21 protein-coding genes and 1 tRNA gene are annotated in these 25800 nt (G+C 42.4%); 17 read left to right on the forward strand and 5 right to left on the reverse strand.

What is annotated here, in order from left to right; all coding sequences use genetic code 11:
* Positions 1–2: 2 nt before the first annotated feature.
* Genes AC1DXF_RS13415 through AC1DXF_RS13460 form a run of 10 tightly spaced genes read left to right on the forward strand, consistent with a single transcriptional unit; the run spans position 3 to position 11567 of the window.
* Positions 3–1211 (forward strand): glycosyltransferase family protein, encoded by a 1209-nt coding sequence (locus AC1DXF_RS13415; protein ID WP_477449246.1) that lies wholly within the window; start codon positions 3–5, stop codon positions 1209–1211.
* Positions 1201–2154 (forward strand): hypothetical protein, encoded by a 954-nt coding sequence (locus AC1DXF_RS13420; RefSeq protein WP_477449247.1) that lies wholly within the window; start codon positions 1201–1203, stop codon positions 2152–2154. Before AC1DXF_RS13415 ends, AC1DXF_RS13420 begins: the two co-directional genes overlap by 11 nt.
* 9 nt (positions 2155–2163) lie before the next feature.
* A complete protein-coding gene (locus AC1DXF_RS13425; protein ID WP_477449248.1) occupies positions 2164–3444 on the forward strand; it encodes a glycosyltransferase in 1281 nt (426 codons plus the stop codon).
* Complete coding sequence (locus tag AC1DXF_RS13430) at positions 3431–4324, forward strand: FkbM family methyltransferase (RefSeq protein WP_477449249.1); 894 nt, start codon at positions 3431–3433, stop codon at positions 4322–4324. The genes AC1DXF_RS13425 and AC1DXF_RS13430 overlap by 14 nt, the downstream gene beginning before the upstream one ends.
* 1 nt (position 4325) lies before the next feature.
* Positions 4326–5480 (forward strand): glycosyltransferase family 4 protein, encoded by a 1155-nt coding sequence (locus tag AC1DXF_RS13435; protein ID WP_477449250.1) that lies wholly within the window; start codon positions 4326–4328, stop codon positions 5478–5480.
* Positions 5470–6879, forward strand: a complete 1410-nt coding sequence (locus AC1DXF_RS13440) for an exosortase Y-associated Wzy-like protein (protein WP_477449251.1) — start codon at positions 5470–5472, stop codon at positions 6877–6879. The genes AC1DXF_RS13435 and AC1DXF_RS13440 overlap by 11 nt, the downstream gene beginning before the upstream one ends.
* Positions 6876–8015, forward strand: a complete 1140-nt coding sequence (locus AC1DXF_RS13445; protein WP_477449252.1) for an XrtY-associated glycosyltransferase XYAG1 — start codon at positions 6876–6878, stop codon at positions 8013–8015. Before AC1DXF_RS13440 ends, AC1DXF_RS13445 begins: the two co-directional genes overlap by 4 nt.
* Positions 8012–9448 (forward strand): exosortase Y, encoded by a 1437-nt coding sequence (xrtY, locus tag AC1DXF_RS13450; RefSeq protein WP_477449253.1) that lies wholly within the window; start codon positions 8012–8014, stop codon positions 9446–9448. Before AC1DXF_RS13445 ends, xrtY begins: the two co-directional genes overlap by 4 nt.
* Positions 9420–9974, forward strand: a complete 555-nt coding sequence (locus AC1DXF_RS13455) for a WcaF family extracellular polysaccharide biosynthesis acetyltransferase (protein ID WP_477449254.1) — start codon at positions 9420–9422, stop codon at positions 9972–9974. The genes xrtY and AC1DXF_RS13455 overlap by 29 nt, the downstream gene beginning before the upstream one ends.
* Positions 9975–9995: 21 nt before the next feature.
* Positions 9996–11567: a hypothetical protein gene (locus AC1DXF_RS13460; protein ID WP_477449255.1), complete on the forward strand. Its 1572-nt coding sequence runs from the start codon at positions 9996–9998 to the stop codon at positions 11565–11567.
* A 106-nt stretch (positions 11568–11673) separates the two neighbouring features.
* Here AC1DXF_RS13460 and obgE read toward each other — a convergent pair whose 3' ends face one another.
* The 3 genes from obgE to AC1DXF_RS13475 all read right to left on the reverse strand — a co-directional run bounded on the left by obgE (position 11674) and on the right by AC1DXF_RS13475 (position 13552).
* Positions 11674–12681 carry a GTPase ObgE gene (gene obgE, locus AC1DXF_RS13465; RefSeq protein WP_477449256.1) on the reverse strand — a complete coding sequence of 336 codons (1008 nt, stop codon included), beginning with the start codon at positions 12679–12681 and terminating at the stop codon, positions 11674–11676.
* Positions 12682–12801: 120 nt separating this feature from the next.
* On the reverse strand, positions 12802–13383 hold the full coding sequence (locus AC1DXF_RS13470; protein WP_477449257.1) for an adenylate kinase: 582 nt from the start codon (positions 13381–13383) through the stop codon (positions 12802–12804).
* Between the two features lie 95 nt (positions 13384–13478).
* Positions 13479–13552: transfer RNA gene (locus AC1DXF_RS13475), tRNA-Arg, on the reverse strand.
* Positions 13553–13697: 145 nt separating this feature from the next.
* On the opposite strand from AC1DXF_RS13475, the gene AC1DXF_RS13480 reads away from it, so the two are divergent.
* Positions 13698–14789: an acyltransferase family protein gene (locus tag AC1DXF_RS13480; RefSeq protein WP_477449258.1), complete on the forward strand. Its 1092-nt coding sequence runs from the start codon at positions 13698–13700 to the stop codon at positions 14787–14789.
* Positions 14790–14845: 56 nt separating this feature from the next.
* On the opposite strand, the gene AC1DXF_RS13485 is transcribed toward AC1DXF_RS13480, so the two are convergent.
* Complete coding sequence (locus AC1DXF_RS13485; protein WP_477449259.1) at positions 14846–15307, reverse strand: redoxin domain-containing protein; 462 nt, start codon at positions 15305–15307, stop codon at positions 14846–14848.
* 286 nt (positions 15308–15593) lie between these two features.
* On the opposite strand from AC1DXF_RS13485, the gene AC1DXF_RS13490 reads away from it, so the two are divergent.
* From AC1DXF_RS13490 to AC1DXF_RS13515, 6 genes are all read left to right on the forward strand, one after another.
* Complete coding sequence (locus AC1DXF_RS13490; RefSeq protein WP_477449260.1) at positions 15594–18071, forward strand: hypothetical protein; 2478 nt, start codon at positions 15594–15596, stop codon at positions 18069–18071.
* A 138-nt stretch (positions 18072–18209) separates the two neighbouring features.
* The gene (locus AC1DXF_RS13495) at positions 18210–18578 is read left to right on the forward strand and encodes a hypothetical protein (RefSeq protein ID WP_477449261.1); all 369 of its coding nucleotides are present in this window, start codon (positions 18210–18212) and stop codon (positions 18576–18578) included.
* A 479-nt stretch (positions 18579–19057) separates the two neighbouring features.
* Entirely contained in the window at positions 19058–21514 is a 2457-nt protein-coding gene (locus tag AC1DXF_RS13500) for a hypothetical protein (RefSeq protein WP_477449262.1), read from the forward strand.
* A 137-nt stretch (positions 21515–21651) separates the two neighbouring features.
* Positions 21652–21876 carry a hypothetical protein gene (locus AC1DXF_RS13505; RefSeq protein WP_477449263.1) on the forward strand — a complete coding sequence of 75 codons (225 nt, stop codon included), beginning with the start codon at positions 21652–21654 and terminating at the stop codon, positions 21874–21876.
* 620 nt (positions 21877–22496) lie between these two features.
* Positions 22497–24965 carry a hypothetical protein gene (locus AC1DXF_RS13510; protein ID WP_477449264.1) on the forward strand — a complete coding sequence of 823 codons (2469 nt, stop codon included), beginning with the start codon at positions 22497–22499 and terminating at the stop codon, positions 24963–24965.
* A 182-nt stretch (positions 24966–25147) separates the two neighbouring features.
* Positions 25148–25579 carry a hypothetical protein gene (locus tag AC1DXF_RS13515; RefSeq protein ID WP_477449265.1) on the forward strand — a complete coding sequence of 144 codons (432 nt, stop codon included), beginning with the start codon at positions 25148–25150 and terminating at the stop codon, positions 25577–25579.
* Here AC1DXF_RS13515 and AC1DXF_RS13520 read toward each other — a convergent pair.
* A partial coding sequence (locus AC1DXF_RS13520; RefSeq protein WP_477449266.1) for a transposase occupies positions 25565–25800 on the reverse strand: 236 nt, incomplete at its 5' end. The two genes, AC1DXF_RS13515 and AC1DXF_RS13520, sit on opposite strands and share 15 nt — an antisense overlap.

Raw genomic sequence — 25800 nt, forward strand, 5'->3', positions numbered from 1 at the left:
CATTGCCAAAAAAGATCTGTATCATCACCCAATCGCACCTTTGCCGAAACCCCAGGGTTTTAAAAGAGGCTACTACCCTGGCCGCAGCGGGTTACGATGTTCACATCCTAACAAACATTATTTCTGAAGACCTTTACCAGCAGGATTTGTTGGCTATAAAAAACTTTCCCAATATTAACTTACGGGCAGTATCTGATCTTTCGGCGCCAGGCTTTAATTCATTTACCGATAAGTTTTTTTATAAAATCGGCCGCCTGCTCGCCGGTAATTTCAAAATAGAAAACAGCCTGGCGCTTGGCTATGGCGCCATCCGTTATTATAATAAAGCACAAGCTGTAAAAGCCGATCTGTATATCTGTCACCAGGAACTGGCCACCCATATAGGTACCAAGCTGTTAAATACGGGGTGCAAAGTAGCTTTTGACCTTGAAGACTGGTACTCCCAGGACCTGCTGCCCGAAGCCCGTGCCGAAAGGCCAATCAACCTGCTTCGGCGGATAGAGGCTATCGCTTTAAATAAGGGCATATATTGTATTACCACTTCAAATGCACTGGCTAAACAATTAGCGCACGTTTATTTGTGCCCGCAGCCAAAGGTCATCTATAATGTTTTCCCATCTACCGGCATTATTCACAATAAAACAAAACAGTTTACTAAACAGTTGAAGCTATTTTGGTTTTCGCAAACTATTGGCCCGGGCAGGGGGCTGGAGCAGTTTATGAATGTATTAGGCGGAATAAAAAACGACATTGAATTACACCTGCTTGGCAACGTTACTACAGATTATAGGGAAACACTAACCGATTTAATACCCAAACACCACCGGTTATACTTTCATTCCCTTGTTGATGAAAGTAAACTGGCCGCAAAAATAGCCGGTTTTGATATTGGTTTGGCCCTCGAAATGGACATGCCACCAAGCCGCAACTATACCATCACCAATAAATTTTTCCAATATATCCAATCGGGCCTGCCTGTTATCGCCAGCGAAACAGAAGGCCAAAATGAAGCCTTTGATAACTTTAAACCGGGTTTCAAATTACCGCAACGTCCAACAGCCGTTGAGATAAGCAAACTGGAAACGTGGCTTAACAATCCCGGCGAATTACAAATTGCCCGAAAACAAGCTATTGAAGCAGCTGCATTTTATAATTGGGAAAATGAGTCGAAAAAATTGCTTGCATTAGTAAAAAACGCCATTGAAGAATAAAGTAAGCCTGCAAATAAACCTGGCGCCCGGCGATTATCCGCATGTTAGGTATATCCTCAAACATCAGTTAGCTATTTTAAGTACGCAGGTAGATGAGATTATATTAACGGTTGATACCCGCCCCAGCAAAGGCCGTTTTGCCGATGGGTGGGAAGAAAATAAAGAGTTGTTAAACCAATTCCTATCGGCAGAAATTGAAAGCCTGTACAGCGTTAAAGTTATTCCGGTTGATTATACCGCAGCAGCCAAACAAAAGGTTGCAGGCTATTTTTTTGGCAAAAACGATATGCCTGATAAAGATTTCAGGGGCGGCCCTTTTTATGCTTATTTTTTTGGGATATATACCGCCGTTAATGACCTTGTTTTTCATTTAGATTCGGATATGTTTTTAGGTGGAGGAAGCGGCGAATGGATTACCGAAGCAGCACACTTTTTTGAAACAGATCCGGCTTGCTTTGTTACGGCCCCTTTACCCGGCCCCCCTAATAATTCGGATATATTGACCGGGCAACAAGTGATTAATAAAATTGCCCCGTACACCTGGCAGCTGGCTGGCATGAGCACCAGGATTTTCATGCTTGATAAAAGCCGGTTTAAAACCGATAAGTTAGTTTTAACCAAACCGCCGATACGAGGCCAGGTAAAGGCAATAATTGAAGGCAACGCCAATGCCGATTTGCCCGAACATCTGGTATCGGCCTATACAGACTGCCATCATTTAAAACGGATTGATTTTTTAGGCAGCGGCAAAGGGTTATGGTCGCTACATCCGCCCTATCGCACAAAAGCATTTTATGATGGGCTGCCGCAACTTATCCAAAGGATTGTATCCAATGACCTGCCCGAAAAACAGCAGGGTTTTTATGATATCATCGACGAAGTGTGTGATTGGTCGGCAGCGCGCGAAAAAATAGCTAACAATCGCTGGTGGAAAAGGCTATAAAATAACCCTGTGAAAAAACTGCTTATCATATCTCCCTATTTCCCACCCGTAAACGGGGCCGATATGCAGCGCATCCGCATGAGCCTGCCCTATTTTGCAGCTAACGGCTGGGAAGCGGAGGTGATGATGGTTGATGAACAATACACCGACCTGCCTACCGACTACCTGCTTTTGCAAAGCATTCCTGATCACATCAGGATCCATAAAGTTAAAGCGTTAAAAAAAAGCGTAACATCCAAACTCGGGTTGGGCAGTATTGCTTTACGTTCGCTGTGGTTTTACAGGCAAAAAATAAAGGAGCTTTTAAAAACACAATCCTACGATCTGATCTATTTTTCGACCACCCAATTCCCGGTTTGCATTTTGGGGGCCTATTTTAAAAGGCGCTATGGCATTCCTTACGTAATTGACATGCAGGACCCCTGGTTTTCTGATTATTACGAGGATAAGCCCAAAGCACAAAGGCCACCCAAATACTGGTTCTCTTATCGTCTGAACAAATACCTGGAACCCATTGCTATGAATAGTGTGGATGGCCTCATCAGTGTATCTGATAATTACATCAGCGATCTTAAAAACCGTTATCCGTTAATTAAACACATTCCATCAGCAACTATAACCTTCGGGGCATTTGAGCCGGATATGCAGATAGCCGAACAGAACAAGGATACCTTCAATAGCCTGCTCAATTCCAAATACATCAATATGGTATATGTTGGTCGTGGCGGTGCGGATATGCATCAGGCGATAACTCCCCTGTTTAAAGCGCTCAAATCAGGATTGAATAATGGTAACCAAGCCTTAAAATCATTGCGGTTTTACTTTATAGGCACAAGTTATGCAGCCAACGGACAAGGCAAGCCAAGCATTTTACCACTTGCCCTGCAATTGGGCGTAGCAGATAGTGTAGTTGAAATTACCGATAGGATAAGCTACTATCACACCTTAATTACCCTACAACAGGCCGATGCTTTGTTTATTCCGGGCTCGGATGATCCCAAATACACGGCTTCAAAAATTTATCCGTATTTACTTACCCAAAAGCCATTATTAGCTATATTTAACAAGGCAAGCTCGGCAATAAACATAATGAAGGAATATGGCGTTAAACAGGTGTATGATTATGAAACTGTTACCGAGGCCAACATCAGCACATTTTTATCTTCCCTTATCAACGGCAGCCCGGAACCGCCCCAATATCATGCCGAAGCTGTAAAAAGATATTCGGCAAGGCAAATGACTATAAACCAATGCAAACTTTTTGACAGCGTTACCGGTGGGGAAAATTAAAAGAACATTTGGTTTTATATTAAACCATCCTTTAGGTAAAAGGCATCCGCTTAAAGCCTTTATCCGTTTTTTAACCTGGCAGCTTCAAAGCAGCATGCAGCCGGCGAAATTTATAGTGAAACCCTATATTGCCGGTATCAATTTTTATGCACGCAAGGGCCTTACAGGTATTACAGGCAATATTTATACGGGTTTGCATGAGTTTAATGATATGGCTTTTTTGCTGCATTTTTTAAAGCCAGGCGATGTTTTTTTCGACATAGGCGCCAATGCGGGCTCGTACACCTTATTGGCTTCGGGAGTATGTAACGCCAAAACTTTTGCCATTGAGGCATCGGCAAATACTGCGGCCATAACCGCAAAAAACATCAGCCTGAATCAATTGGAAAACAAAGCGACTTTAATAAACGCGGCCGCGGGCGCCAAGGCAGGCATATTAACTTTTTCGAAAAACGAAGATACCACTAACCACATTATCAGTGCCGATGAAAGCCCGGCAACGGATGTAGAAACGGTAAATGTGATCAGCGTTGATTCTATCAGCCTTAATGATAAACCGGCCCTCATAAAAATTGATGTGGAGGGCTTTGAAACCGAAGTACTGAAAGGGATGAATGACACCCTAAAGCAGCCCACACTCAAAGCAATCATTATTGAACTGAATGGTAGTGGTTTGCGCTATGGCTTTAATGAAGGTGATATACACCAAACACTTTTATCAAATAGTTTTAGGCCTTACCAATATGACCCTTTTAAACGGGAACTACATTTGATGGATTCATTTGGCAGTTATAATACCATTTATTGCCGCGATGTGGAATTTATAAAAGCACGCGTAAAAGCAGCAAGGGGATTTAAAATCATGGGCGAAACGATTTAAAATGCGCTTAGCCATTATCACTACACACCCCATCCAGTATTACGCACCGGTATTTAAATTACTGGCAGATAAAATCGATGTTAAGGTGTTTTATACCTGGGGCGATGAGGCACAGGAAAAATTTGATCCCGGCTTTGGCAAAACCATTTCATGGGATATCCCATTGCTTGACGGCTACAGTTACGAGTGGGTTAAAAACACATCTACTCATCCGGGGTCACATCATTTTAAAGGCATTGTAAACCCCGGTCTTATCAGCCAAATAAAATCATGGCAGGCCGATGCGGTTTTGGTTTACGGTTGGGCATATGATAGCCATTTAAAAGCCATGAGGCATTTTAAAAACAAAATGCCGGTTTATTTTCGTGGCGACTCGACGCTGCTGGATGCTAAACCAGGCGCTAAACAGCTATTGCGGACTATTTTTTTAAGATGGATTTATGGCCACGTTGATCATGCGTTTTATGTGGGCAGCGATAATGGCGCTTACTTTAAAAAATACGGGATGAAAGATAAGCAGCTCACTTTTGCGCCGCACGCTATAGATAACGACAGGTTTGCTGCCGAAAGAGGTGAGGAAGCTTCCAAAATCAGGTCGGATTTAGGGATTAAGCCGGCCGATATTTTGATATTGTTTGCCGGTAAATTCGAAGAAAAGAAATCGCCCGATTTATTGCTGGATGCTTTTTTAACTTTGAACATGCCAAACACGCATTTATTATTTGTTGGTAACGGTATTTTGGAGACAGCTTTAAAAACAACTGCCGGTAAAAACAGCAATGTTCATTTTATAAACTTTCAAAATCAATTGGCAATGCCGGCTATATACCAGGCCTGCAACCTGTTTTGCCTGCCCTCACAAGGCCCAGGTGAAACTTGGGGGCTTGCAGTAAATGAGGCCATGGCGGCTGGTAAACCAGTATTGGTATCAAACAAATGCGGTTGCGCTGCCGACCTGGTAAACCCGGGCATTACCGGCGAAATATGTGAAGCCGGTAATGTATCATCGCTAACAAAAAAGCTGCATCTGCTCATCGGGGATAAAAATGAGCTAATAATTTCAGGCCGCAATGCCAAAGCTAAAATAGCCGCCTGGAGTTTTAGTAAACAGGCAGATGCCATGTTAAACGTAATTAATAACAGCAATGCAAACTAAACAGGCCCCGATGGAACGCATTATTATGTTATATGTCCCCTGGGCATTGGCTGCTTTGTTAAGCAGCGATGCCCAGCTATCATACATCATAGCCTGGCTTGGATCATTCCTGATATTTTTTCTGACGCTAACGGGCTGGGTTAAGCCTATACCAAATGATATGAGCGTAGCCGAACAATTGATGCGCCCGATTTTTTTGGTACAGATCATTTTCGCCGGGTACATGGCCTGTACCTCCATATTTTACTTTTTGGATGTATTGGGCTATCAAAACTTTGCAAAAGTGAGCACCACGTTGGTTGATCAAAACCGCTTGCAGTATACCGCGCAATGTCAGCGCTATTATTGCTTAGGGCATGCTGCTTTCGTATCGGGTATTTTGATTTTTATGGATTATGGTGCCAAATCAAAATACTACATCTCCAAAGATAAGCTGGCCAATTTATTGATGATGTTTGCAGTTGTCAGTTTCCCCGCCTCTATATTTTTCATTCGTATTCCGGGCTTATCACAGTTTGCCAACCAGTTTAGCTCATTGAGTTTTATAGCCGGTACCCTGGCTCTTGCCTTCGCTATCCCGCTGAAAAAAATTGGCAATACGCTTATTTGCCTCGCCTTTTACTTTTTTAACTTTTACACCGCCTTAACATCGGGGTTTAAGGAGCCTATTATCATTAGTGTGCTGGTTTTGGGGGTTTTCCTGTACCCCAATTACAAAAAGCTGGTGGCGGGCATCTTTATACCTGCCCTGCTTCTTTTATTTATGTTTTTGCCAACTTATAACCGCATTTTCAGGCAAAACGCATGGTCGGGCGATGCCTCGGCAGATGAAGCCACACAATTGGCGCTTGATGCCGCACTGAATAGTGATTCGGGCGATGAAGATGATTCAAACTGGGGTTTCTTGGTTTACAGGTTAAGCGAAATTGATATGTTCATCAAATTCACTCAATCAACGCCCAAGACTGTTGATTTTTACCGCACCAAGTTGCTTGCCCAATCGGGTATGGCTATCATTCCACGTATTTTTTGGCCGGGCAAACCAAGCACCGAAGATTTGATTATGGAACGGGTGTATGATGCTGGCGTAGTTAACAGGGCCTCGTCGGTATCGGCAAAACCCGCTTTTATAGTAGATGCCTACCTTACACTCGGCGGCTGGGGAGTTTTTGTCATGATGCTTATTTATGGGGCAGTGGCACAAATTATCTCTGTAAAAGCCGAAAAACTTTTTGGCGGATATATTTTAGGAACCGCGCTTGTATTTAGCGGCTTGTTCCAGATCATGTGGCGCGGCCTTAGTTTTGAGTTCCTTATCAATACGGTATTCTGGAGCTATATCAGCATGCTGGTCATCCATAAAATACTCACGGCATCTAACATTTTAAAGGAGGTTTGAGGATTTTACAAATTTCGGCAGCGTACAAACCCGCCTACGTTTATGGCGGGCCAACCATGTCTGTAGCCATGCTTTGCGAACAATTGGTATATGCCGGCTGCACCGTTAGCGTATTTACAACCACCGCCAACGGCGTAACCGAGCTGGATGTAAAACCCAATGGAACCGTAATGGTTGATGGCGTAAATGTTACTTATTTTAAGCGCATCACTAAAGACCATAGCCATTTATCGCCGGCCTTATTAAAAGCCGTTTGGAAAAACGCTAAAACTTATGACGCTGTACATATCCATGCTTGGTGGAATTTGGTTTCGGTATTATCCTGCCTTATCGCGGTAATACGTGGGGTACCGGTGGTGGTATCGGCCAGGGGCACTTTAAGCCCCTACTCTTTTCAAAATAAAAACCGGGCAATCAAATCACTCATTCATAACCTACTGAGTAAACCCGTACTGAAACGCTGCCATATCCATGCCACTTCGCAACGGGAAAATGAAGCTGTCAACAGTATTATCAGCCCCAAAAGTTCGGCTATCATACCTAACTTTGTAAAGCTGCCTGTTTATCATCCATCGGTGCAAAACGCAACAACAGCTTCAATTAAGCTCATATTCTTTTCCAGGATAGAAGAAAAAAAAGGGCTGGATATATTGATCAACGCACTGTCTTTAGTCAAAGCCGCCTTCCATCTTACCATTGCAGGCAACGGCAATGAAGGCTATGTTGATAGCTTGAAACAGTTAGCTGCCGATAAAAGCGTTAGTGATAAAATAACATGGGCGGGCTTTATAAATGAGGATAAGTTTGAGCTATTACAAAAACATGATCTTTTTGTACTGCCATCCTATGACGAAAACTTTGGCAACGCCGTAATTGAAAGCTTAAGTGTTGGCACGCCGGTACTCATTAGCCGGGAAGTGGGCCTTGCTGATTATGTCAATAAAAACAGGCTTGGCTGGCTGTGCGAAACAAGCGCGATATCTGTCGCCGGAATGATTGACCAAATAGTGGCCCGGCCGCATGAACTGGAACGCATCAGGCAACAAGCGCCTAATATTATTTATACCGATTTTAACGCGGGTAGCATAGTTGAAAAATATATAGGTTTGTATACTAAAATTAGCACACAGCATTGAACACGGCATATTCATTTATCATCATTACCTACAATGAAGGGCAGCACCTGCCCCGTTTGCTGGAATCCGTCGACGGGCTTGATGCGCCTGTTTTTATTTTAGATTCGGGCAGCGATGATGATACTATAGCCATAGCGCAAAAAGCCGGGGCAACTGTTTTGCAGCACGCTTTTGAAAATCATCCTAAACAATGGGACTTCGCGCTTAAAAACTTCGATATCAAAACTCCCTGGATTATTTGTTTAGATGCCGACCAGGTTGTTACCCCTGAACTGAAAGAAAAACTGGAAAATTTCAGAGACCAGGATTACCGGGGCGTTAACGGCATTTACTTTAACCGGAAGAATTTTTTTAAAGGCAGCTGGATAAAACATGGCGGTTATTATCCCTTTTACCTGCTTAAAATGATCCGCTTTGGTGTAGGTTATTCCGATTTGAATGAAAACATGGATCATAGGTTCATAGTACCCGGTAAAACCGAAGTATGGAAAGACGGGCATATCCTGGAAGAAAACCTGAAAGAGAACCGCATCAGTTTCTGGATAGCCAAACATAACCGGTACAGCGATTTACTGGCGCAGGAAGAGGTGGAACGCATGCAAAAAACGCGGCAACAAACCCTTAAACCATCATTATTTGGCTCGCCGGATGAGCGTACCGCCTGGCTTAAGCAGTTGTGGTGGCAATTGCCCCGCTATGTAAGGCCAATGCTTTACTTTACCTATCGTATGATATTTCAATTGGGCGTGTTAGAGGGGCGTACAGGCGTAATCTTTCACTTTTTACAAGGTTTCTGGTTCAGGCTGATAGTAGATGTTAAAATTGACGAAATCCTGAAAAGCGGGCAACAAACCAGGCCGGCAGACGCAGGTCAGCTCTCGCCCTTGAAATTTATTTTCAAGTTTCTTGCACTGTTTTTGATGTTCTATTACTTTAACATTTTGTTTTTTGGAATAACCAATCCGGGCAAACACTACTACCCGTTTTTGGCCAATCACTTAAATTACATACAGGGCCTCCGTTGGCTGTTGCTGAGTATCAGCGCCCAGGTACTTAGCTGGTTTGGCTTTTCGGCTATTCATAATGGCACCGAATTATTGGTAGCAGGCAAAGGGGCTATTGTGCTGGTATACTCCTGCCTCGGGCTTGGGCTGATGAGTTTTTTTGCAGCATTTGTTATTGCCTATCCTAAAAAAACAAAGCAAAAAGTTGTCTTTTTAATCACTGGGATTTTAGCTATCCAGTTTTTAAACATTTTACGTTTTGTGCTGTTGGCATTATTCTGGAATAAAAATTCAAGCCGGATAGTTGATCATCATACTGTATTTAATATCATTTTGTACATCATTATAATGGCAAGCCTGTATTTTTGGGTTAAACAAAATGATAAGCGCTCCAACAAACATGCACAAAACCAACCTGTCAACTTATAACAACCATCCTTTTCACCCGGGCGGCAATGCGTTAAAAAGACTGCTATGGTTTTATGTGAACGCGGTTTTCTTTAAAACCAGCTTTATACCTTCAAGTGGTTTTAAAGTATTTTTATTGCGGCTATTTGGTGCCAGGATAGGCAAAAACGTAACTATAAAGCCCTGCGTAAATATCAAGTACCCCTGGTTTTTACAAATTGGCGACCAAACCTGGGTTGGCGAAAACGTTTGGATAGATAGCCTGGTGATGATTACCATTGGCGCAAACGTATGCTTATCGCAGGGAGCTATATTACTAACCGGCAGCCACAACTATAAAACGGCATCCTTTAACCTGATAACCAAAAGCGTTGTTTTGGAGGATGGGGTTTGGATAGGCGCCGGCGCTATGGTAAACCTGGGTATAACCGCTGGCAGCCACGCTGTACTAACCGCCGGCTCAGTAGCCACAAAAAACATGGAACCCTACAGTATTTACCAGGGGAACCCGGCGGTAAAAGTCCGCGAACGCGAAATCAGCCTGTAACTATAAGCGCATACCTTAACCATGATCAAACAAGACTCACATACACACAAAATTATATTAATAGCTTTAAGCCTGTTTACTGTCGTCCTGGGAATAATGATATTTATAGCCCCGGCTGCCATCTTTCCAGATCCGGCCTGGGGTTTGCAGGTAATGCATAAAATGCAGGCCGGCGGGGCTTTTAACATGACAAATAAGCCAGACCCTGCTGACATCAGCAAAAACTATAGCGAATTTTTATCGTGGTGGTCGCCGGGGCAATATTGGGCTCCGTACTTTTTTAAATCCTTGCCTGGTATTAACGATGGGCGTGCAGCGGCCATTACTACTGCTGCATGTGGTTTGTTAGGCATAGCCGGGCTGTATGCCTTTTTTAAAAAGGTGGGCTTTACAAAGCTATTGGCAGCTATAAGCGTGCTGATTATTGTTACTCAGCGGGCTTTTTTTGTACCTTATATATTTTATAATGGTGGCGAGGTTTTACTTTTCGGTTTCTCAGGATGGTTTCTGTATGGTTGTGTTAGCTTTGACAGGGCCAACTGGAAGCTTGCCTTATTTTTGCTACTATCGGGCTGGATAGGTTTTTTTTGTAAATCATCCTTTTTATGGATGTACGGCGCCGGGTGTATCTACCTGTGGATCAGCCTTTCTAAAAATAAAACAGCAGTACTTGATTGGGTTAAAAATGGTACCTGGATTGGTATTCCCGCTGTGCTGTCATTTGCTGTAATTTATTTTCAATACATATCTAAAGGGGCAAACCCCGCCGGCATATCATTTGGTTTTAAATTTAGCTGGGAGGCATTAAGCTTTCCTTTGGCTTCGCCAATACTGACGGGCTTCTCTTTAGATGATGTATTTAATGGCCTGATAACGCATAGCAACGCCACTGTACTTAATCCGCTTTGGTCGTTAGTTGTTCTGTTGTTAGCCGCGGTATTGAGTGTAATTTTAGTAATACGGGTTATTCGCATCGTTCCAAATAAGAATTATACCCTCCTGCTTACCGTTTTTTATTCGGTTTCGATATTGTTTTTTGGTTATAGCTTTTTAAAGCAGGCCAATATCTCCTACGAGGGAAGGCATTTGCGGATGATTGGGTTACTGATAACACCGGGGATTGTATACCTGGTAAGTTTAAGTAAGCAGCCGGTTAAAATTGCATTTGGTTTTATATGCCTGTTTATTAGCATTTTAAGCCTTTTCTACTTTATTCCGAGTTATTATCAAAATACAACAAAAAATGCCAGGGGAACATCGGGCATTGCCCACCTGTTTATTGATCAGCCTTCGTTAGACCAGATCATGGAGCTCGACCGGAAAAACACCAATGCCATCTTTGTATTTTTAAGCCCCGACCTGGGCCTGGAGATAAACCACAACCGTTATATCATTTTAGACCCCATTGGCCCCGACGTAAAAATTGAGTTTGATGACTACGTGCACTACGGCCATGCCGGGCCAATTTTCATCATGCTTCCGGCAAGTTACATGGGGCCAAAATCAAACATCATCCGTAAATGTTTCCCAGGCTATAAGGGTTTCCATATGGATATGCTGAGTGACAAATATGTGCTATATTCTGCTAAGTAAAGCTAAAGGCGGAAAGCGGAAAGCTGAAAGCCTAAAGCTTTAGTTGAGTGTACAACTTCTTTGGAAAACCAGCCTTCTGCTTTAGGCTGCTTTAAACTTTCAGCTTTTAAACACTCGCTTTATTGATCTCGGTCCAAAGCAAATCTTTCAGCCCGGTAAGGTTTTTTTGCGCTACAGACGAGATGAAAATTGAAGGCACACCCTCCGGCAGTTCCTTTTTCATTTCGGCCTGAAGTTCGTCATCCAGTAAATCCATTTTTGTTACGGCTAAAACGCGGGGCTTGTGCATCAGTTCGGCGTTGTATTCCTGCAGCTCGTTCAACAATATTTCATACTCTTCTTTAATGGTGCGCGGCGTATCAGCTGGTACCATAAATAACAATACCGAGTTGCGCTCGATATGCCTCAGAAACCTAAAGCCTAAACCCTTGCCCTGCGATGCCCCCTCAATGATGCCCGGGATATCGGCCATTACAAATGAGCGGTTGTCGCGGTATGATACGATGCCCAGGTTAGGTACCAGGGTAGTAAAAGCATAGTCAGCAATTTCGGGCTTAGCAGCAGATACTACCGAAAGCAGGGTAGATTTTCCGGCATTAGGGAAACCTACCAAACCAACATCGGCCAGGATCTTTAGCTCCAGTATATTCCAGTCTTCCTTGCCGTCTTCACCGGGCTGGGCAAAGCGCGGGGTTTGCTGGGTTGGGGTTTTAAAGTGCCAGTTGCCCAGGCCGCCACGACCGCCGGGTGTTAAAATACGGGTTTCGCCATCCTGGGTTATCTCGAAGATCACCTCGCCGGTTTCGGCATTTTTAACGGTGGTACCCAGGGGTACTTCCAAAATCTCATCTCTTCCGGTTTTGCCGCTGCGCAACGAGCTACCGCCCGAATCGCCATCCCCGGCAATAACGTGTTTGCGGTATTTAAGGTGCAGCATGGTCCATAGCTGGGCATTGCCTTTAACAATAACATGGCCGCCACGACCGCCGTCGCCACCATCAGGGCCACCTTTTGAGGTTAATATATCACGGTGCAAATGCGCAGAGCCCGCCCCTCCGTGGCCACTGCGGCAACAGATTTTCACATAATCAACAAAATTGGAACCTTGCGACATAATTTTTTCTTTTTTTCTTGGAGACCGAAAGTCCGAAAGTCAGTAAAGTCCGAAAGTTTAAGAGTTTTGACGTTCCTAACTTTCGGACTTTACTGACTTCCCGTCTTCCGGACTTTAACATTAATCTTTTAACCAGGCTTCGATAATGGCATATATCTGGGCAAAAATCTCATCTACCGAGCCTATGCCATTAATGCTTTTAAATTTACCTTGGTTTTTATAAAAACCGGCCACTGGTGCCGTTTTATCATTGTATTCATGGATGCGTTTGCTAATCACTTCCGGGTTGGCATCATCAGGCCTGCCCGAATCTTTACCACGTAGCAATAAGCGACGTAATAATTCATCATCGTCAACCTCAAGGGCTATCATGCCGGTTATTGCCGAATGCTTGCTGGTTAACAGGCTATCCAAAGCTTCGGCCTGTGCAACCGTGCGGGGGAAACCGTCAAAAATGAAACCCTTACCGTCTTTATTGCCGTCCAGCTTATTGCTGATCATGCCGATAACAACCGCATCAGGAACCAGTTTGCCATCATCCATCAGTTTTTTGGCCTCTAACCCAAGTGTTGTTCCTTGCGCAATTTCGCCACGTAAAAGATCGCCGGTTGATAAATGGATCAATCCATATTTTTCAATAAGCTTATGTGACTGAGTCCCTTTCCCGGCTCCGGGAGGACCAAACAATACCAGGTTTAGCATGCTCGTTATAAATTAAAAGCCTTTCGGTACTACACAGAAAGGCTTGGGATTAATTTTCTACCTGAATGGAATAGCAACCATCAAGGGTATTTGTGTGCACTCGAAGGGAGTCGAACCCCTAACCTTCTGATCCGTAGTCAGACGCTCTATCCAATTGAGCTACGAGTGCTTTTTGAAACGGAATGCAAAGATAGAATTTCTTTTTAATCTGTCACATTTTTTTTCAAAAAACGTATAAATCATTGTAGGCCATCCCGGTTTTACTTGTTTGTTTTATATATCTTTAAATTTTTCAATTGTACAGCAAGCCAAAAGTGAAGTTTAACACAAGCACCAATCTTTTTTCGGAGATAAAAGAAGTGCCTGCTATTTTAGATCAAAAAACCTATCCATCGCTGAACGGGTTGAGGGCCGTTTCTATTATAATGGTGCTCATCCACCATTTCATCCTCAATTATAACCCTTATTTTCAAGGCTTTGTATTTATCGGCCCCCTGGGTGTTGATGTATTTTTTGTGATAAGCGGCTTTTTGATTACCACCTTATGCATTAAGGAGAAAATAACAACCGGCGATTTATCACTCAAAAACTTTTACATCCGGCGTGCATTAAGAATCCTTCCGGTTGCCTACCTGTACATAGTGGTAATTGCCATACTTAATTATTTTTTCAAATTGCAGGTAGGCGCGCTTAGCTTTATTTCGTCGGCGCTGTTCATCGCCAACCTCTCCTACTTCAGACGGTTACAGTTTGACTGGAGCCTGGCCCATTACTGGTCGCTATCGGTTGAAGAACAGTTTTACCTGCTGTTCCCGGTTTTTATCAAAAAGAAGTTTCAGCTATACGTAACTATTTTGTTGGTAATCATTCTGCTGGTGCCGGTACTGGTTTACCTTCAAACAATAATTACTATTTTAAATAACGGCGTGCTATCTGCCGCTTTACGCTACCTGGTTAAATTCCAGGGCATCGCTGTGGGCTGCCTGTTTTCGGTTTTGTTATTTAAAGGTTATCTAAACTTTGGCAAATGGGGCCTGCCGGCAACCCTGGTATCCATTTTTATGATCTTTTACCTAAAGTTTGATGCTTTTTTTACGCTGCAATCCTGCTTTATCAATTTGTTGATATCCATTTTTGTGGGCGTTATCATTGTCAATAATATCGGCCTTAAAACCAATTTGATATATAAATTTTTGAACTTAAAGGCATTGAGTTTTATCGGGGTACTGTCGTACAGTATCTACATCTGGCAGCAATTGTTCTTATCTAACGATACCCGGTTTCCGCTTACCAAATATCCCATCAACCTCCTGCTCCTGGCACTGGTGCCGGTATTGTCGTACTTTTATTACGAAAAGTTTTTTTTGAAGTTTAAGAAACGTTTCGCCAAAGATAAAAAAGCATAAAAAAGCCTGTCGGGCATTTCGGCTTGACAGGCATGGTGTGCTGTAGTCTTAAAACCTTATTTCACAACTTCGGCAATGGCCTCAAAGTTTGGCAGGTCGGTAGCTACTTCCAGTACTTCGGCGTAGATGATGTTTTGCTCTTCGTCGATAACAAAAGCGGCGCGTTTTGAAACGCCTTTTAAGCCCATCACAAAATCGGCATAAATGGCTTCATAAGCGGTAGATACCTCCTTGTTAAAGTCCGACAACAAATCAAACTGGTAACCATTCTCTTCTTTAAACTTAGCCAGCGCGAATGGCGAATCAACAGAGATGCCCAGGATGGTGGCGTTTAAACCATCGTAATAGCCAAAGCTATCGCGCATGGTGCACAGTTGCGTGGTACAAACGCCGGTAAATGCCAAAGGAAAAAAGTGCAATACCACTTTGCGCCCCTTAAAATCGGACAGTGATACAGATTTCAATGCTGATGATACTAATGTAAATTGTGGTGCCGCCTGGCCTGGTTGTAATGACATAGTGTGTGTTTTTATACTGCAAATGAATGATAATTAATGAAAAATATCATAACCAAAGGGCAAAAAAAGCTTTTGAATATGATTGCAATTGCAAACACTAATAATAAGCATTAAATTTAATCGCTAAACCTGTTTTATGAAATACAAATTATCCCTCCTCTTATTGCTGATGTTGTCTGCTTGCATGATCCATGCACAAAAAACAACAACTGGCAAAAAACAGCAAAGACCAAGCCTGCCCATCTTAAAAAGGTAATAACAAGCACCAATTACGAATAGTAATTATATGAAAGCAACCGTCAGTAGGCTCAAAATAACCAGGTTTTTCTTACTGTTTCTACCATGTGTTATAAATTTTCACAGCCTTTTTGCGCAGAGCGGTAAAAGACCAATCGATTCACTGATAGCAAAAATCGGTTTATACGGCAACAGAAACACGCCTGCTACTTTGTTTACCTGTTTCGATAAAACTGCCTATGTAAATAACGAAAATGTGTGGTTTACGTCTTACCTGTTAAACTACAGCAGCCTGAAACGTGAACCGACAATACTTTCTGCAATACTGGTTAACGACCAAACCGGTTCAATCGCATTGGATCAAAAATATGATATGGCAAACGGTTTATCATTCGGGCATGCCATAATCCCAGACTCTATCCCACCCGGAGATTACACATTCATAACTTATACCAACATCCTGACGAACGGAATTCCCAAAGATGTGTTTTTTCAGCCCATATCAATCAAAACAGCATCGGAGACAGCCTTTTTTGCTTCACTGAGCCTGCTCGATTCCGCTAAAGCGCAAGCCGATAACAGCCAGCGGGTAGTGCTTACAGTTGAAACGAAAGCCCATGTGCCGATAAAAGGCGCAACCGCGACATGGGATGTCGGGGTTCTTAACGGTCAAATTTCGTCGGGCCGCATAAAAACCGACGTGGAAGGAAAATACCTGTTATCGGTCCCGCGCGACCAAATTGTGGCAGGCAGCAACTTTTTGAATGTACAGGTAACCTACAAAAACGAAGTAAGGAATGTTAAGCTGTTATTACCGGTTAAAGACGAAAACCCCAATATTGGCTTTTATCCCGAAGGCGGTAACCTGACAAACGGACTGGTGAGCACCGTTGGCTGGGAAGCAAAAAGCGCATATGGCCGCCCGCTAACTGTTAACGGGGTGTTGTACCAGGACAATCAGATTGTTGATACCATCCACACCGACCGCTATGGTATGGGCCGGTTTAAGCTGCTACCGCGGTTAAACAGTAAATATGAGCTGAAGCTTATAGGCTATTCCAAAAGCATCAATTATACATTCCCCCGCATATTGGCAAAAGGTGTTGCCATCGCTTCCAATAAGGCAATTACTGATGATTCGCTCCAATTTAAGTTAACCAGCAACGCCCCCGGAAAATTCCTGGTTATAGTCCACAATTTTCGCCAGGTATTTTATTCTTTTCCTGTTGAGGTACCACCGGCAGAAAAAAAGGTACTGGTAAACCTGGCAGATATGCCCAAAGGGTTAAGCGCCGTTACCATAGTAGACAGCTTGCTGCGGCCATGCGCCGAAAGAATATTTTTTGCCCATTATAACCGGCGCAGTCCCTTAGCTATAACTACCGACCGGCCAGAATATACCACGCGGCAAAAGGTACAGATAAAACTAAAAATGCTGCCGGCCCTAGCCGATTCATTAAAAGGAATTGTAACAGTAGCCTGTGTTCAGAGTAGCAAAATGGAAGTAAATAAAAACAATGATATTGAAAGCTATCACTATCTGAAGCAGGATCTCGCGGCGCTCCCCGTAAAAGAGGTTTATATGGGTCAAAGTGCCGATGACAAGGATTATTTAGAAAATGTATTGCTTATCAAAGGCTGGCGAAAATATAGCTGGCAGGATATGGCCCGAAACAATGCCAGGGACAGTATTGCTGATGAAAACCAAATGATTATCAGCGGTTCGGTAACTAAAAATGGAAGACCATTAAAAAAACCGATCAAAATAATATTAAGTACAGATTCTGCTACAAAAATTATTACTACAGGTGCAAGTGGCGGCTTTGAGCTGGACAATGGCAGTGCCATTACAACCGAAGGAAGGAAAATTCACTTAAGGCTGATCGATGGATCCGGTGATAACTACCAGATAAAAATGAAAGACCCTTTTAAAGCGGTTACCAGAGCATTAATAACCGGATTAAAACCAGTTAATTATACCTTGACACCCGTTCCGTTAATAAGTTCAGACTCTTCCACAATTAAGGGGTTAGACCATGTAATCAGGTTGAAGGAAGTTAAAATTACAGGAAGAAAGGATGATACTTATAATCTGCAACAACAACCCTTCAACGGGAAAAATGAATGCGGGGATTATGTGTGTAGCCACGGTGTTCTTAATTGTCCAAATCATCCAAGTGGACAAGCAAGCCGGCCACCAGTGGTTGGTACTACATACGCCGGACCCAACGGACTCGTTATTTACAAAGGCTGTTCCACTATTCCTAAGGGACCGGCAGTCATAGCTTTTTATGGCCTCAATTATCCCAAAGAGTTTTATGGATCTGACTATGCTATGTTTAATCCGCCAGAGCCTGAATATCAATCAACAATTTATTGGAAGCATGCCGCTTTAATCAGTTCGAAAGAAACCGTGTTTGAGTTTTATACCAGTGATATAACAGGGAACTTCTCGATCATAGTGCAGGGAGTATCATCCAATGGCCTGATTTACGAAAAAAAAGAATTCCTGGTTAAAAAGAAATAATAAGGTTTGTTGGTAGATCCGGATATCGAAAGTATTTAAGTATACGCCAAATTGGTTAATGGTTATTAGAAAATCTGCTGGACTAAAATGTAAGTACTTCTACCAATATCCGACGAAATAACCCTAAGAAATATTTATATGGAACAATTAGAATTACTTGGAAAAGAAATAATAGAAAATTTAAGGGATGCTTCGATTGAAGAATATCTAAGCATAAAAAATGGAAAAATGAATTCTCTTGATGCTCAAAATATTCATAAAATTTACTCCTTGTTGGACGATAAAAGTCGTGAATCGGCGGATACAATTGTGTTTAATATAATCGACCGGGTTTTGCATAATGCGTTATGGATGTTACAACAAAGCTCCCGGTTCACTATTACAGATAAAAATTTGGTTAATCCCGACGATGATTTAATCGAATTGAGTGATGGGATTTCAGGAGAACTGTATACCGAGCATGGCTGGATTCATAAATACAGTAAATATCCCTCTGGAACAATATAATGTTTTTTTGTCCCCTCAGGGTCTCTTTGAAAAAGGACCCTGAGGGAGAAGAAAATCGTAGTTGTGTAGTAATTTCAACCCGGCCGATGTCTTCACAGCACAACTTCAAATTGGATCGCGAGAGCCAATGCACTTACCGTGTAAGTTCCCGATAACATATATAATGTAAAGCACGGCTTTGGCTAAAGCCGGTGATAACGCTAACTATAAGTAAAAAAAATCCTAATTAAAGGGTAAAAACACAGGCTTTTAAATACGATTTTGATTGTATATACTAACTATAAGCGTTAAATTTAATCGCTAAACCTGCTTTATGAAATACAAATTTTCCCTTCCCTTATTGCTGATGTTATCTGACTGCATAGCTCAGCACAAAAAACAAAAACTGGCAAAAAACACCAAAGACCAAATCTGTCCATCTTAAAAAGGTAATGATAAAGCGCCAATTACGACCAGGATTTATGAATGAACCCGTCAGTATGCTCAAAATAACCCGATTTTTATTTCTGTTTCTGCCTTTCGCTATCAATTTTACCACTCTTTTTGCGCAGGGCGGTAAAAAACCAATCGATTCACTGATAGCAAAAATCGGTTTATACGGCAACAAAAACACTTCCGCTACTTTGTTTACCTGTTTCGATAAAACTGCCTATGTAAATAATGAGAATGTATGGTTTACGACTTACCTGTTAAACTACAGCAGCCTGAAACATGAACCAACAATACTTTCGGCAATACTGGTCAATGACCAAACCGGTTCAATCGCATTGGATCAAAAATATGATATGGCAAACGGTTTATCATTTGGACATGCCATAATCCCCGACTCAATCCCACCCGGAGATTACACATTTATAACTTATACCAACATCCTGGCTAACGGACGCCCTAAAGATGTTTTTTTTCAGCCCATATCCATCAAAACAGCATCGGAGACACCTTTTTTTGCTTCGCTGGCCCTGGTCGATTCAATTAAGACACAGGCCGATAACAAACAGCAGATAGTACTCACCGTTGAAACGAAAGCCCATGTGCCGATAAAAGGCGCAACGGCGACATGGGACGTCGGGGTACTTAACAATCAAACTTCGTCGGGCCGCATAAAAACCGACGTGGAAGGAAAATACCTGTTATCGGTCCCACGCGACCAAATTGTGGCAGGCAGCAACTTTTTGAATGTACAGGTAACCTACAAAAACGAAGTAAGGAATGTTAAGATGTTACTGCCGGTTAAAGACGAAAAACCCAACATTGGCTTTTATCCCGAAGGCGGTAACCTGACAAACGGACTGGTAAGCACCGTTGGCTGGGAAGCAAAAAGCGCATATGGCCGCCCGCTAACTGTTAACGGCGTCTTGTACCAGGACAATCAGATTGTTGATACCATCCACACCGACCGCTATGGCATGGGCCGGTTTAAGCTACTGCCGCGGTTAAATAGCAAATATGAGCTGAAGCTTATAGGTTATTCCAAAAGCATCAGTTATACATTCCCCCGCATATTGGCAAAAGGTATCGCCATTAATGTCCATAAGGCAATTGCTGATGATTCGCTCCAATTGAAGTTAACCAGCTACAATCCCGGAAAATTCTGGGTTGTGGTCCACAATTTCCGGCAGGTATTTTATTCTTTCCCGGTTGAGGTAACACTGGCAGGGAAAAAGGTATTGGTTAACCTGGCCGGTCTGCCCAAAGGGCTAAGCGCCGTTACCATAGCAGACAGCCTGCTGCGGCCATGCGCCGAAAGAATATTTTTTGCCCATTATAACCGGCGCAGCCCCTTAGCTATAACTACCGACCGGCCACAATATACCACGCGGCAAAAGGTACAGATAAAACTAAAAATGCTGCCGGCTATGGCAGATTCCCTAAAGGGAGTTGTAACCATAGCCTGTATTCAGAGTAGCAAAATCGAAGTAAATAAAAACAATGATATTGAAAGCTATCACTATCTGAAGCAGGATCTCGCGGCGCTGCCGGTAAAAGAAGTTTATATGGGGCAAAGTGCCGATGACAAGGATTATTTAGAAAATGTATTGCTTATAAAAGGCTGGCGAAAATATAGCTGGCAGGATATGGCCCGGAACAATGCCAGGGACAGTATTGCTGATGAAAACCAATTGATTATCAGCGGTTCGGTAACTAAAAACGGAAAACCATTAAAAAAAACGATCAAAATAATATTGTCTACGGATTCTGCTACAAAAATTATTACCACAGGTGCAAATGGCAGTTTTGAGCTGGACAACGGCAGTGCCATTACAACCGAAGGAAGGAAAATTCATTTAAGGCTGAGCGATGGAACCGGCGATAATTACCAGATAAAAATGAAAGACCCTTTTAAAGCGGTTATCAGCAGACTAATAACCGGACTAAAGCCAGTTAATTATACTTTGACACCGGTTCCGTTAATAAGTTCAGACTCTTCCACAATTAAGGGATTAGACCATGTAATCAGGTTGAAGGAAGTTAAAATTACCGGCAGAAAGGATGATACTTATAATCTTCAACTGAGCAGAAGCGGAAAAAATGAATGCGGGGATTGGGTGTGTATCTACGGTGTTCTTAATTGTCCAAATCATCCAAGTGGACCAGCAAGCCGGTTACCAGTGATTGGTACCACATACGCCGGACCCAACGGACCCGCTATTTACAGAGGGTGTACCGCCATTCCTAAGGGCCCCGCAGTCATAGCTTTTTATGGCCTCAATTATCCCAAAGAGTTTTATGGGTCAGATTATACTGTATTCAATCCTCCGGAACCTGAATATCAATCAACAATTTATTGGAAGCATGCCGCTTTAATTGGCTCGAAAGAAACCATGTTTGAGTTTTATACCAGCGATATAACCGGGAACTTCTCGATCATAGTGCAGGGAGTGTCGTCCAATGGCCTGATTTACGAAAAAAAAGAGTTCCTGGTTAAGAAGAAATAATAAGAGTTTGTTGGCAGATCCGGTTATCGCAAGTATTTAAGTATACGCCAAATTGGTTAATGGTTATTAGAAAATCTGTGGGACTAAGATGTAAGCGCCCACTCATATCCGACGAAATAACTCTAAGAAATATTTATATGGAACAATTAGAATTACTTGGAAAAGAAATAATAGAAAATTTAAGGGATGCTTCAATTGAAGAATATCTAAGCATAAAAAATGGAAAAATGAATTCTCTGGATGCCCAAAATATTCATAAAATTTACTCCTCATTAGACGATAAAAGTCGTGAATCGGCGGATACAATTGTGTTTAATATAATCGACCGGGTTTTGCATAATGCGTTATGGATGTTACAATAAAGCTCCCGGTTCACCATTACAGATAAAAATTTGGTTAACCCAGACGATGATTTAATTGAATTGAGCGATGGGATTTCAGGAGAGCTGTATACCGAGCATGGTTGGATTCATAAATACAGTAAATATCCCTCTGGTACAATATAATGTTTTTTTGTCCCCTCTGGGTCTCTTTGAAAAAGGACCCTAAGGGGAGAAGAAAATCGTAGTTGTGTAGTAATTTCAACGGCCGATGTCTTCACAGCACAACTTCAAATTGGGATAGCGAGAGCCAATGCACTTACCGTGTAAGTTTCCGATAACATATAATGTAAAGCACGGCTTTTGCTAATCCGGTGATAACGCTAACTATAAGTAAAAAAAATCCTAATTAAAGGGTAAAAACACAGGCTTTTAAATACGATTTTGATTGTATATACTAACTATAAGCGTTAAATTTAATCGCTAAACCTGCTTTATGAAATACAAATTTTCCCTTCCCTTATTGCTGCTGTTATCTGACTGCATAGCTCAGCACACAAAAAAAAAACTGGCAAAAAACACCAAAGACCAAATCTGTCCATCTTAAAAAGGTAACGATAAAGCGCCAATTACGACCAGGATTTATGAATGAACCCGTCAGTATGCCCAAAATAACCCGATTTTTATTTCTGTTTCTGCCGTGTGTTATCAATTTTACCACTCTTTTTGCGCAGGGCGTTAAAAAACCAATCGATTCACTGATAGCAAAAATCGGTTTATACGGCAACAAAAACACGTCCGCTACTTTGTTTACCTGTTTTGATAAAACCGCTTATGTAAATAATGAGAACGTATGGTTTACTGTTTACCTGTTAAATTACAGCAGCCTGAAACATGAACCAACAATACTTTCTGCAATATTGGTCAATGATCAAACCGGTTCAATCGCATTGGATCAAAAATATGATATGGCAAACGGTTTATCATTTGGGCATGCCATAATCCCCGACTCTATCGCACCGGGAGATTACACATTCATAACTTATACCAACATCCTTACGAACGGAATTCCTAAAGATGTGTTTTTGCAGCCCATATCAATTAAAACAGCATCGGAGACAGCCTTTTTTGCTTCGCTGAGCCTGGTCGATTCCGCTAAAGCACAAGCCGATAACAGCCAGCAGATAGTACTCACCGTTGAAACGAAAGCCCATGTGCCGATAAAAGGCGCAACGGCTACATGGGATATCGGGGTCCTTAACGGTCAACTTTCGTCGGGGCGGATAAAAACCGATGCCGAAGGAAAATACCTGTTATCGGTCCCGCGCGACCAAATTGTGGCAGGCCGTAACTTTTTGAATGTACAGGTAACCTATAAAAATGAGGTGAGGAATGTTAAGATGTTATTACCGGTTAAAGACGAAAAACCCAACATTGGATTTTATCCCGAAGGCGGTAACCTGACAGACGGGCTGGTGAGCACTGTTGGCTGGGAAGCAAAAAGCGCATATGGCCGCCCGCTAACTGTTAACGGGGTGTTGTACCAGGACAATCAGATTGTTGATACCATCCACACCGACCGCTATGGTATGGGCCGGTTTAAGCTGCTGCCGCGTTTAAACAGTAAATATGAGCTGAAGCTTATGGGTTATTCCAAAAGCTTCAGTTATACATTCCCCCGCATATTGGCAAAAGGTGTTGCCATCACTGCCAATAAGACAATTGCTGATGATTCGCTCCAATTTAAGTTAACCAACAACAATCCCGGAAAATTCATGGTTGTGGTTCACAATTTCCGCCAGGTATTTTATTCTCTTCCTGTTGAGGTAACACAGGCAGGGAAAAAGGTGCTGGTAAACCTGGCCAATCTGCCCAAGGGGTTAAGCGCCGTTACCATATTAGACAGTTTGCAGCGGCCATGCGCCGAAAGAATATTTTTTGCCCATTATAACCGGCGCAGTCCGTTAGAGATAACTACCGACCGGGCGGAATATACCACGCGGCAAAAGGTACAGATAAAATTAAAAATGCTGCCGGCCATGGCAGATTCTTTAAAGGGAGTTGTAACTGTAGCGTGTGTACAGAGCAGCAAAATCGAAGTAAATAAAAACAATGATATTGAAAGCTATCGCTACCTGAAGCAGGATCTCGCGGCGCTCCCGGTAAAAGAGGTTTATATGGGGCAAAGTGCCGATGACAAGGATTATTTAGAAAATGTATTGCTTATCAAAGGCTGGCGAAAATATAGCTGGCAGGATATGGCCCGAAACAATGCCAGGGACAGTATTGCTGATGAAAACCAAATGATTATCAGCGGTTCGTTAACTAAAAACGGAAAACCATTAAAAAAACCTATCAAAATAATATTAAGTACAGATTCTGCTACAAAAATTATTACTACAGGTGCAAGTGGCGGCTTTGAGCTGAACAATGGCAGTGCCATTACAACCGAAGGAAGGAAAATTCACTTAAGGCTGAGCGATGGATCCGGTGATAACTACCAGATAAAAATGAAAGACCCTTTTAAAGCGGTTACCAGAGCATTAATAACCGGATTAAAACCAGTTAATTATACCTTGACACCCGTTCCGTTAATAAGTTCAGACTCTTCCACAATTAAGGGATTAGACCATGTAATCAGGTTGAAGGAAGTTAAAATTACAGGAAGAAAGGATGATACTTATAATCTTCAGCAACAACCCTTCAACGGGAAAAACGAATGCGGGGATTATGTGTGCCATGCTAACTTTCTTAATTGTACCCAGGATAAAAATGATTCCAGAAACCGGCCGCCGGTGGTTGGTGAAGCATATTACAGCGAATCATCCAAAAGACGGATTGTTTATAGAGGCTGTACCGCTATTCCTAAAGGACCTACAGCGATAGCCTTCTATGGCCTAAATTATCCCAAAGAGTTTTATGGATCAGACTATACTGTATTCAATCCTCCGGAACCTGAATATCAATCAACAATTTATTGGAAGCATGCCGCTTTAATCGGCTCAAAAGAAACCGTGTTTGAGTTTTACACCAGCGACATAACCGGGAACTTCTCGATCATAGTGCAGGGTGTGTCGTCCAATGGACTGATCTACGAAAAAAAAGAATTCCTGGTTAAAAAGAAGCATTAAGGTTTGGTGGGTCGCCAGTGGTCGGTGCTTAGTGGCGGTTGCGATATCCACTATAGCTATATTCTACAGTACTTCCATCTGGCACGTACCAACTCCAACTTTAATCCCCTGATTATCCCACCTATAGGGTTACCTAAATGCCATTCCCGGTATCAATAGTAACCAAAAAACAAATTAACATCATGAAAACAAAAATTTTTACTGCCCTTGCGGCGGGGGTCTTGCTGCTGGGCGCTTGTAAGGGAGGCAGGTCGGGAAATTACGAGGCAGTTAACAACAGCAGCAGCGCCGATTCGGCTAAGTTAGATAAAGAAACGATGGCCGATACTTCCCTATCTGTACAGCCCAAGCTTGTAAAATCGGCCGACATGCGCTTCAAAGTAAAAAATGTACAGCAAACGGCCGAAAAAATAACGGCGCTTACTGTTAAAAACAATGGCATGGTAATGCATCATCAAATGGAGTCATCGGCCCAGGGCAGCCAGGATTACCGTATTAGCGATGACTCCGTACGCAGGGTATCTGCATTCAATACCAACGAAGATATGACTATTAAAGTCCCATCAGATAAACTGGAAGAGTTTATCAGGGCAAACGCATTAAAATTTCAGTAGCATAAGTAAATATTTAAGATCCCATGCGGCAATGTTCTTTTTTCTTCGGATACTGATGTTCTTCGTTTGATCATTTTTAAGTATATTTAAAGCTACCTTATTGATCAGGGAAAAGTTTTGGGCTGCGTGTTTGTTCCTTTTTCTGTCGGCATCTTCGTGAAAGACAACGTCAAGCGTCCAATGCAGCTTGTTTTCTATCGCCCAATGTCGCCGGATATTTT

The sequence above is a fragment of the Mucilaginibacter sp. P2_A5 genome, assembly GCF_056404995.1.

Excerpts from the sequence above, each read along its gene's own strand:
- AC1DXF_RS13515 (WP_477449265.1), top strand. The coding sequence starts at position 25,148 with ATGAAAACAAAAATTTTTACTGCCCTTGCGGCGGGGGTCTTGCTGCTG.
- obgE (WP_477449256.1), bottom strand. The coding sequence starts at position 12,681 with ATGTCGCAAGGTTCCAATTTTGTTGATTATGTGAAAATCTGTTGCCGC.
- AC1DXF_RS13490 (WP_477449260.1), top strand. The coding sequence starts at position 15,594 with ATGAAAGCAACCGTCAGTAGGCTCAAAATAACCAGGTTTTTCTTACTG.
- AC1DXF_RS13510 (WP_477449264.1), top strand. The coding sequence starts at position 22,497 with ATGCCCAAAATAACCCGATTTTTATTTCTGTTTCTGCCGTGTGTTATC.
- AC1DXF_RS13435 (WP_477449250.1), top strand. The coding sequence starts at position 4,326 with ATGCGCTTAGCCATTATCACTACACACCCCATCCAGTATTACGCACCG.
- AC1DXF_RS13460 (WP_477449255.1), top strand. The coding sequence starts at position 9,996 with ATGATCAAACAAGACTCACATACACACAAAATTATATTAATAGCTTTA.
- AC1DXF_RS13470 (WP_477449257.1), bottom strand. The coding sequence starts at position 13,383 with ATGCTAAACCTGGTATTGTTTGGTCCTCCCGGAGCCGGGAAAGGGACT.
- AC1DXF_RS13440 (WP_477449251.1), top strand. The coding sequence starts at position 5,470 with ATGCAAACTAAACAGGCCCCGATGGAACGCATTATTATGTTATATGTC.
- AC1DXF_RS13505 (WP_477449263.1), top strand. The coding sequence starts at position 21,652 with ATGGAACAATTAGAATTACTTGGAAAAGAAATAATAGAAAATTTAAGG.
- AC1DXF_RS13485 (WP_477449259.1), bottom strand. The coding sequence starts at position 15,307 with ATGTCATTACAACCAGGCCAGGCGGCACCACAATTTACATTAGTATCA.
- AC1DXF_RS13495 (WP_477449261.1), top strand. The coding sequence starts at position 18,210 with ATGGAACAATTAGAATTACTTGGAAAAGAAATAATAGAAAATTTAAGG.
- AC1DXF_RS13455 (WP_477449254.1), top strand. The coding sequence starts at position 9,420 with ATGCACAAAACCAACCTGTCAACTTATAACAACCATCCTTTTCACCCG.
- AC1DXF_RS13500 (WP_477449262.1), top strand. The coding sequence starts at position 19,058 with ATGCTCAAAATAACCCGATTTTTATTTCTGTTTCTGCCTTTCGCTATC.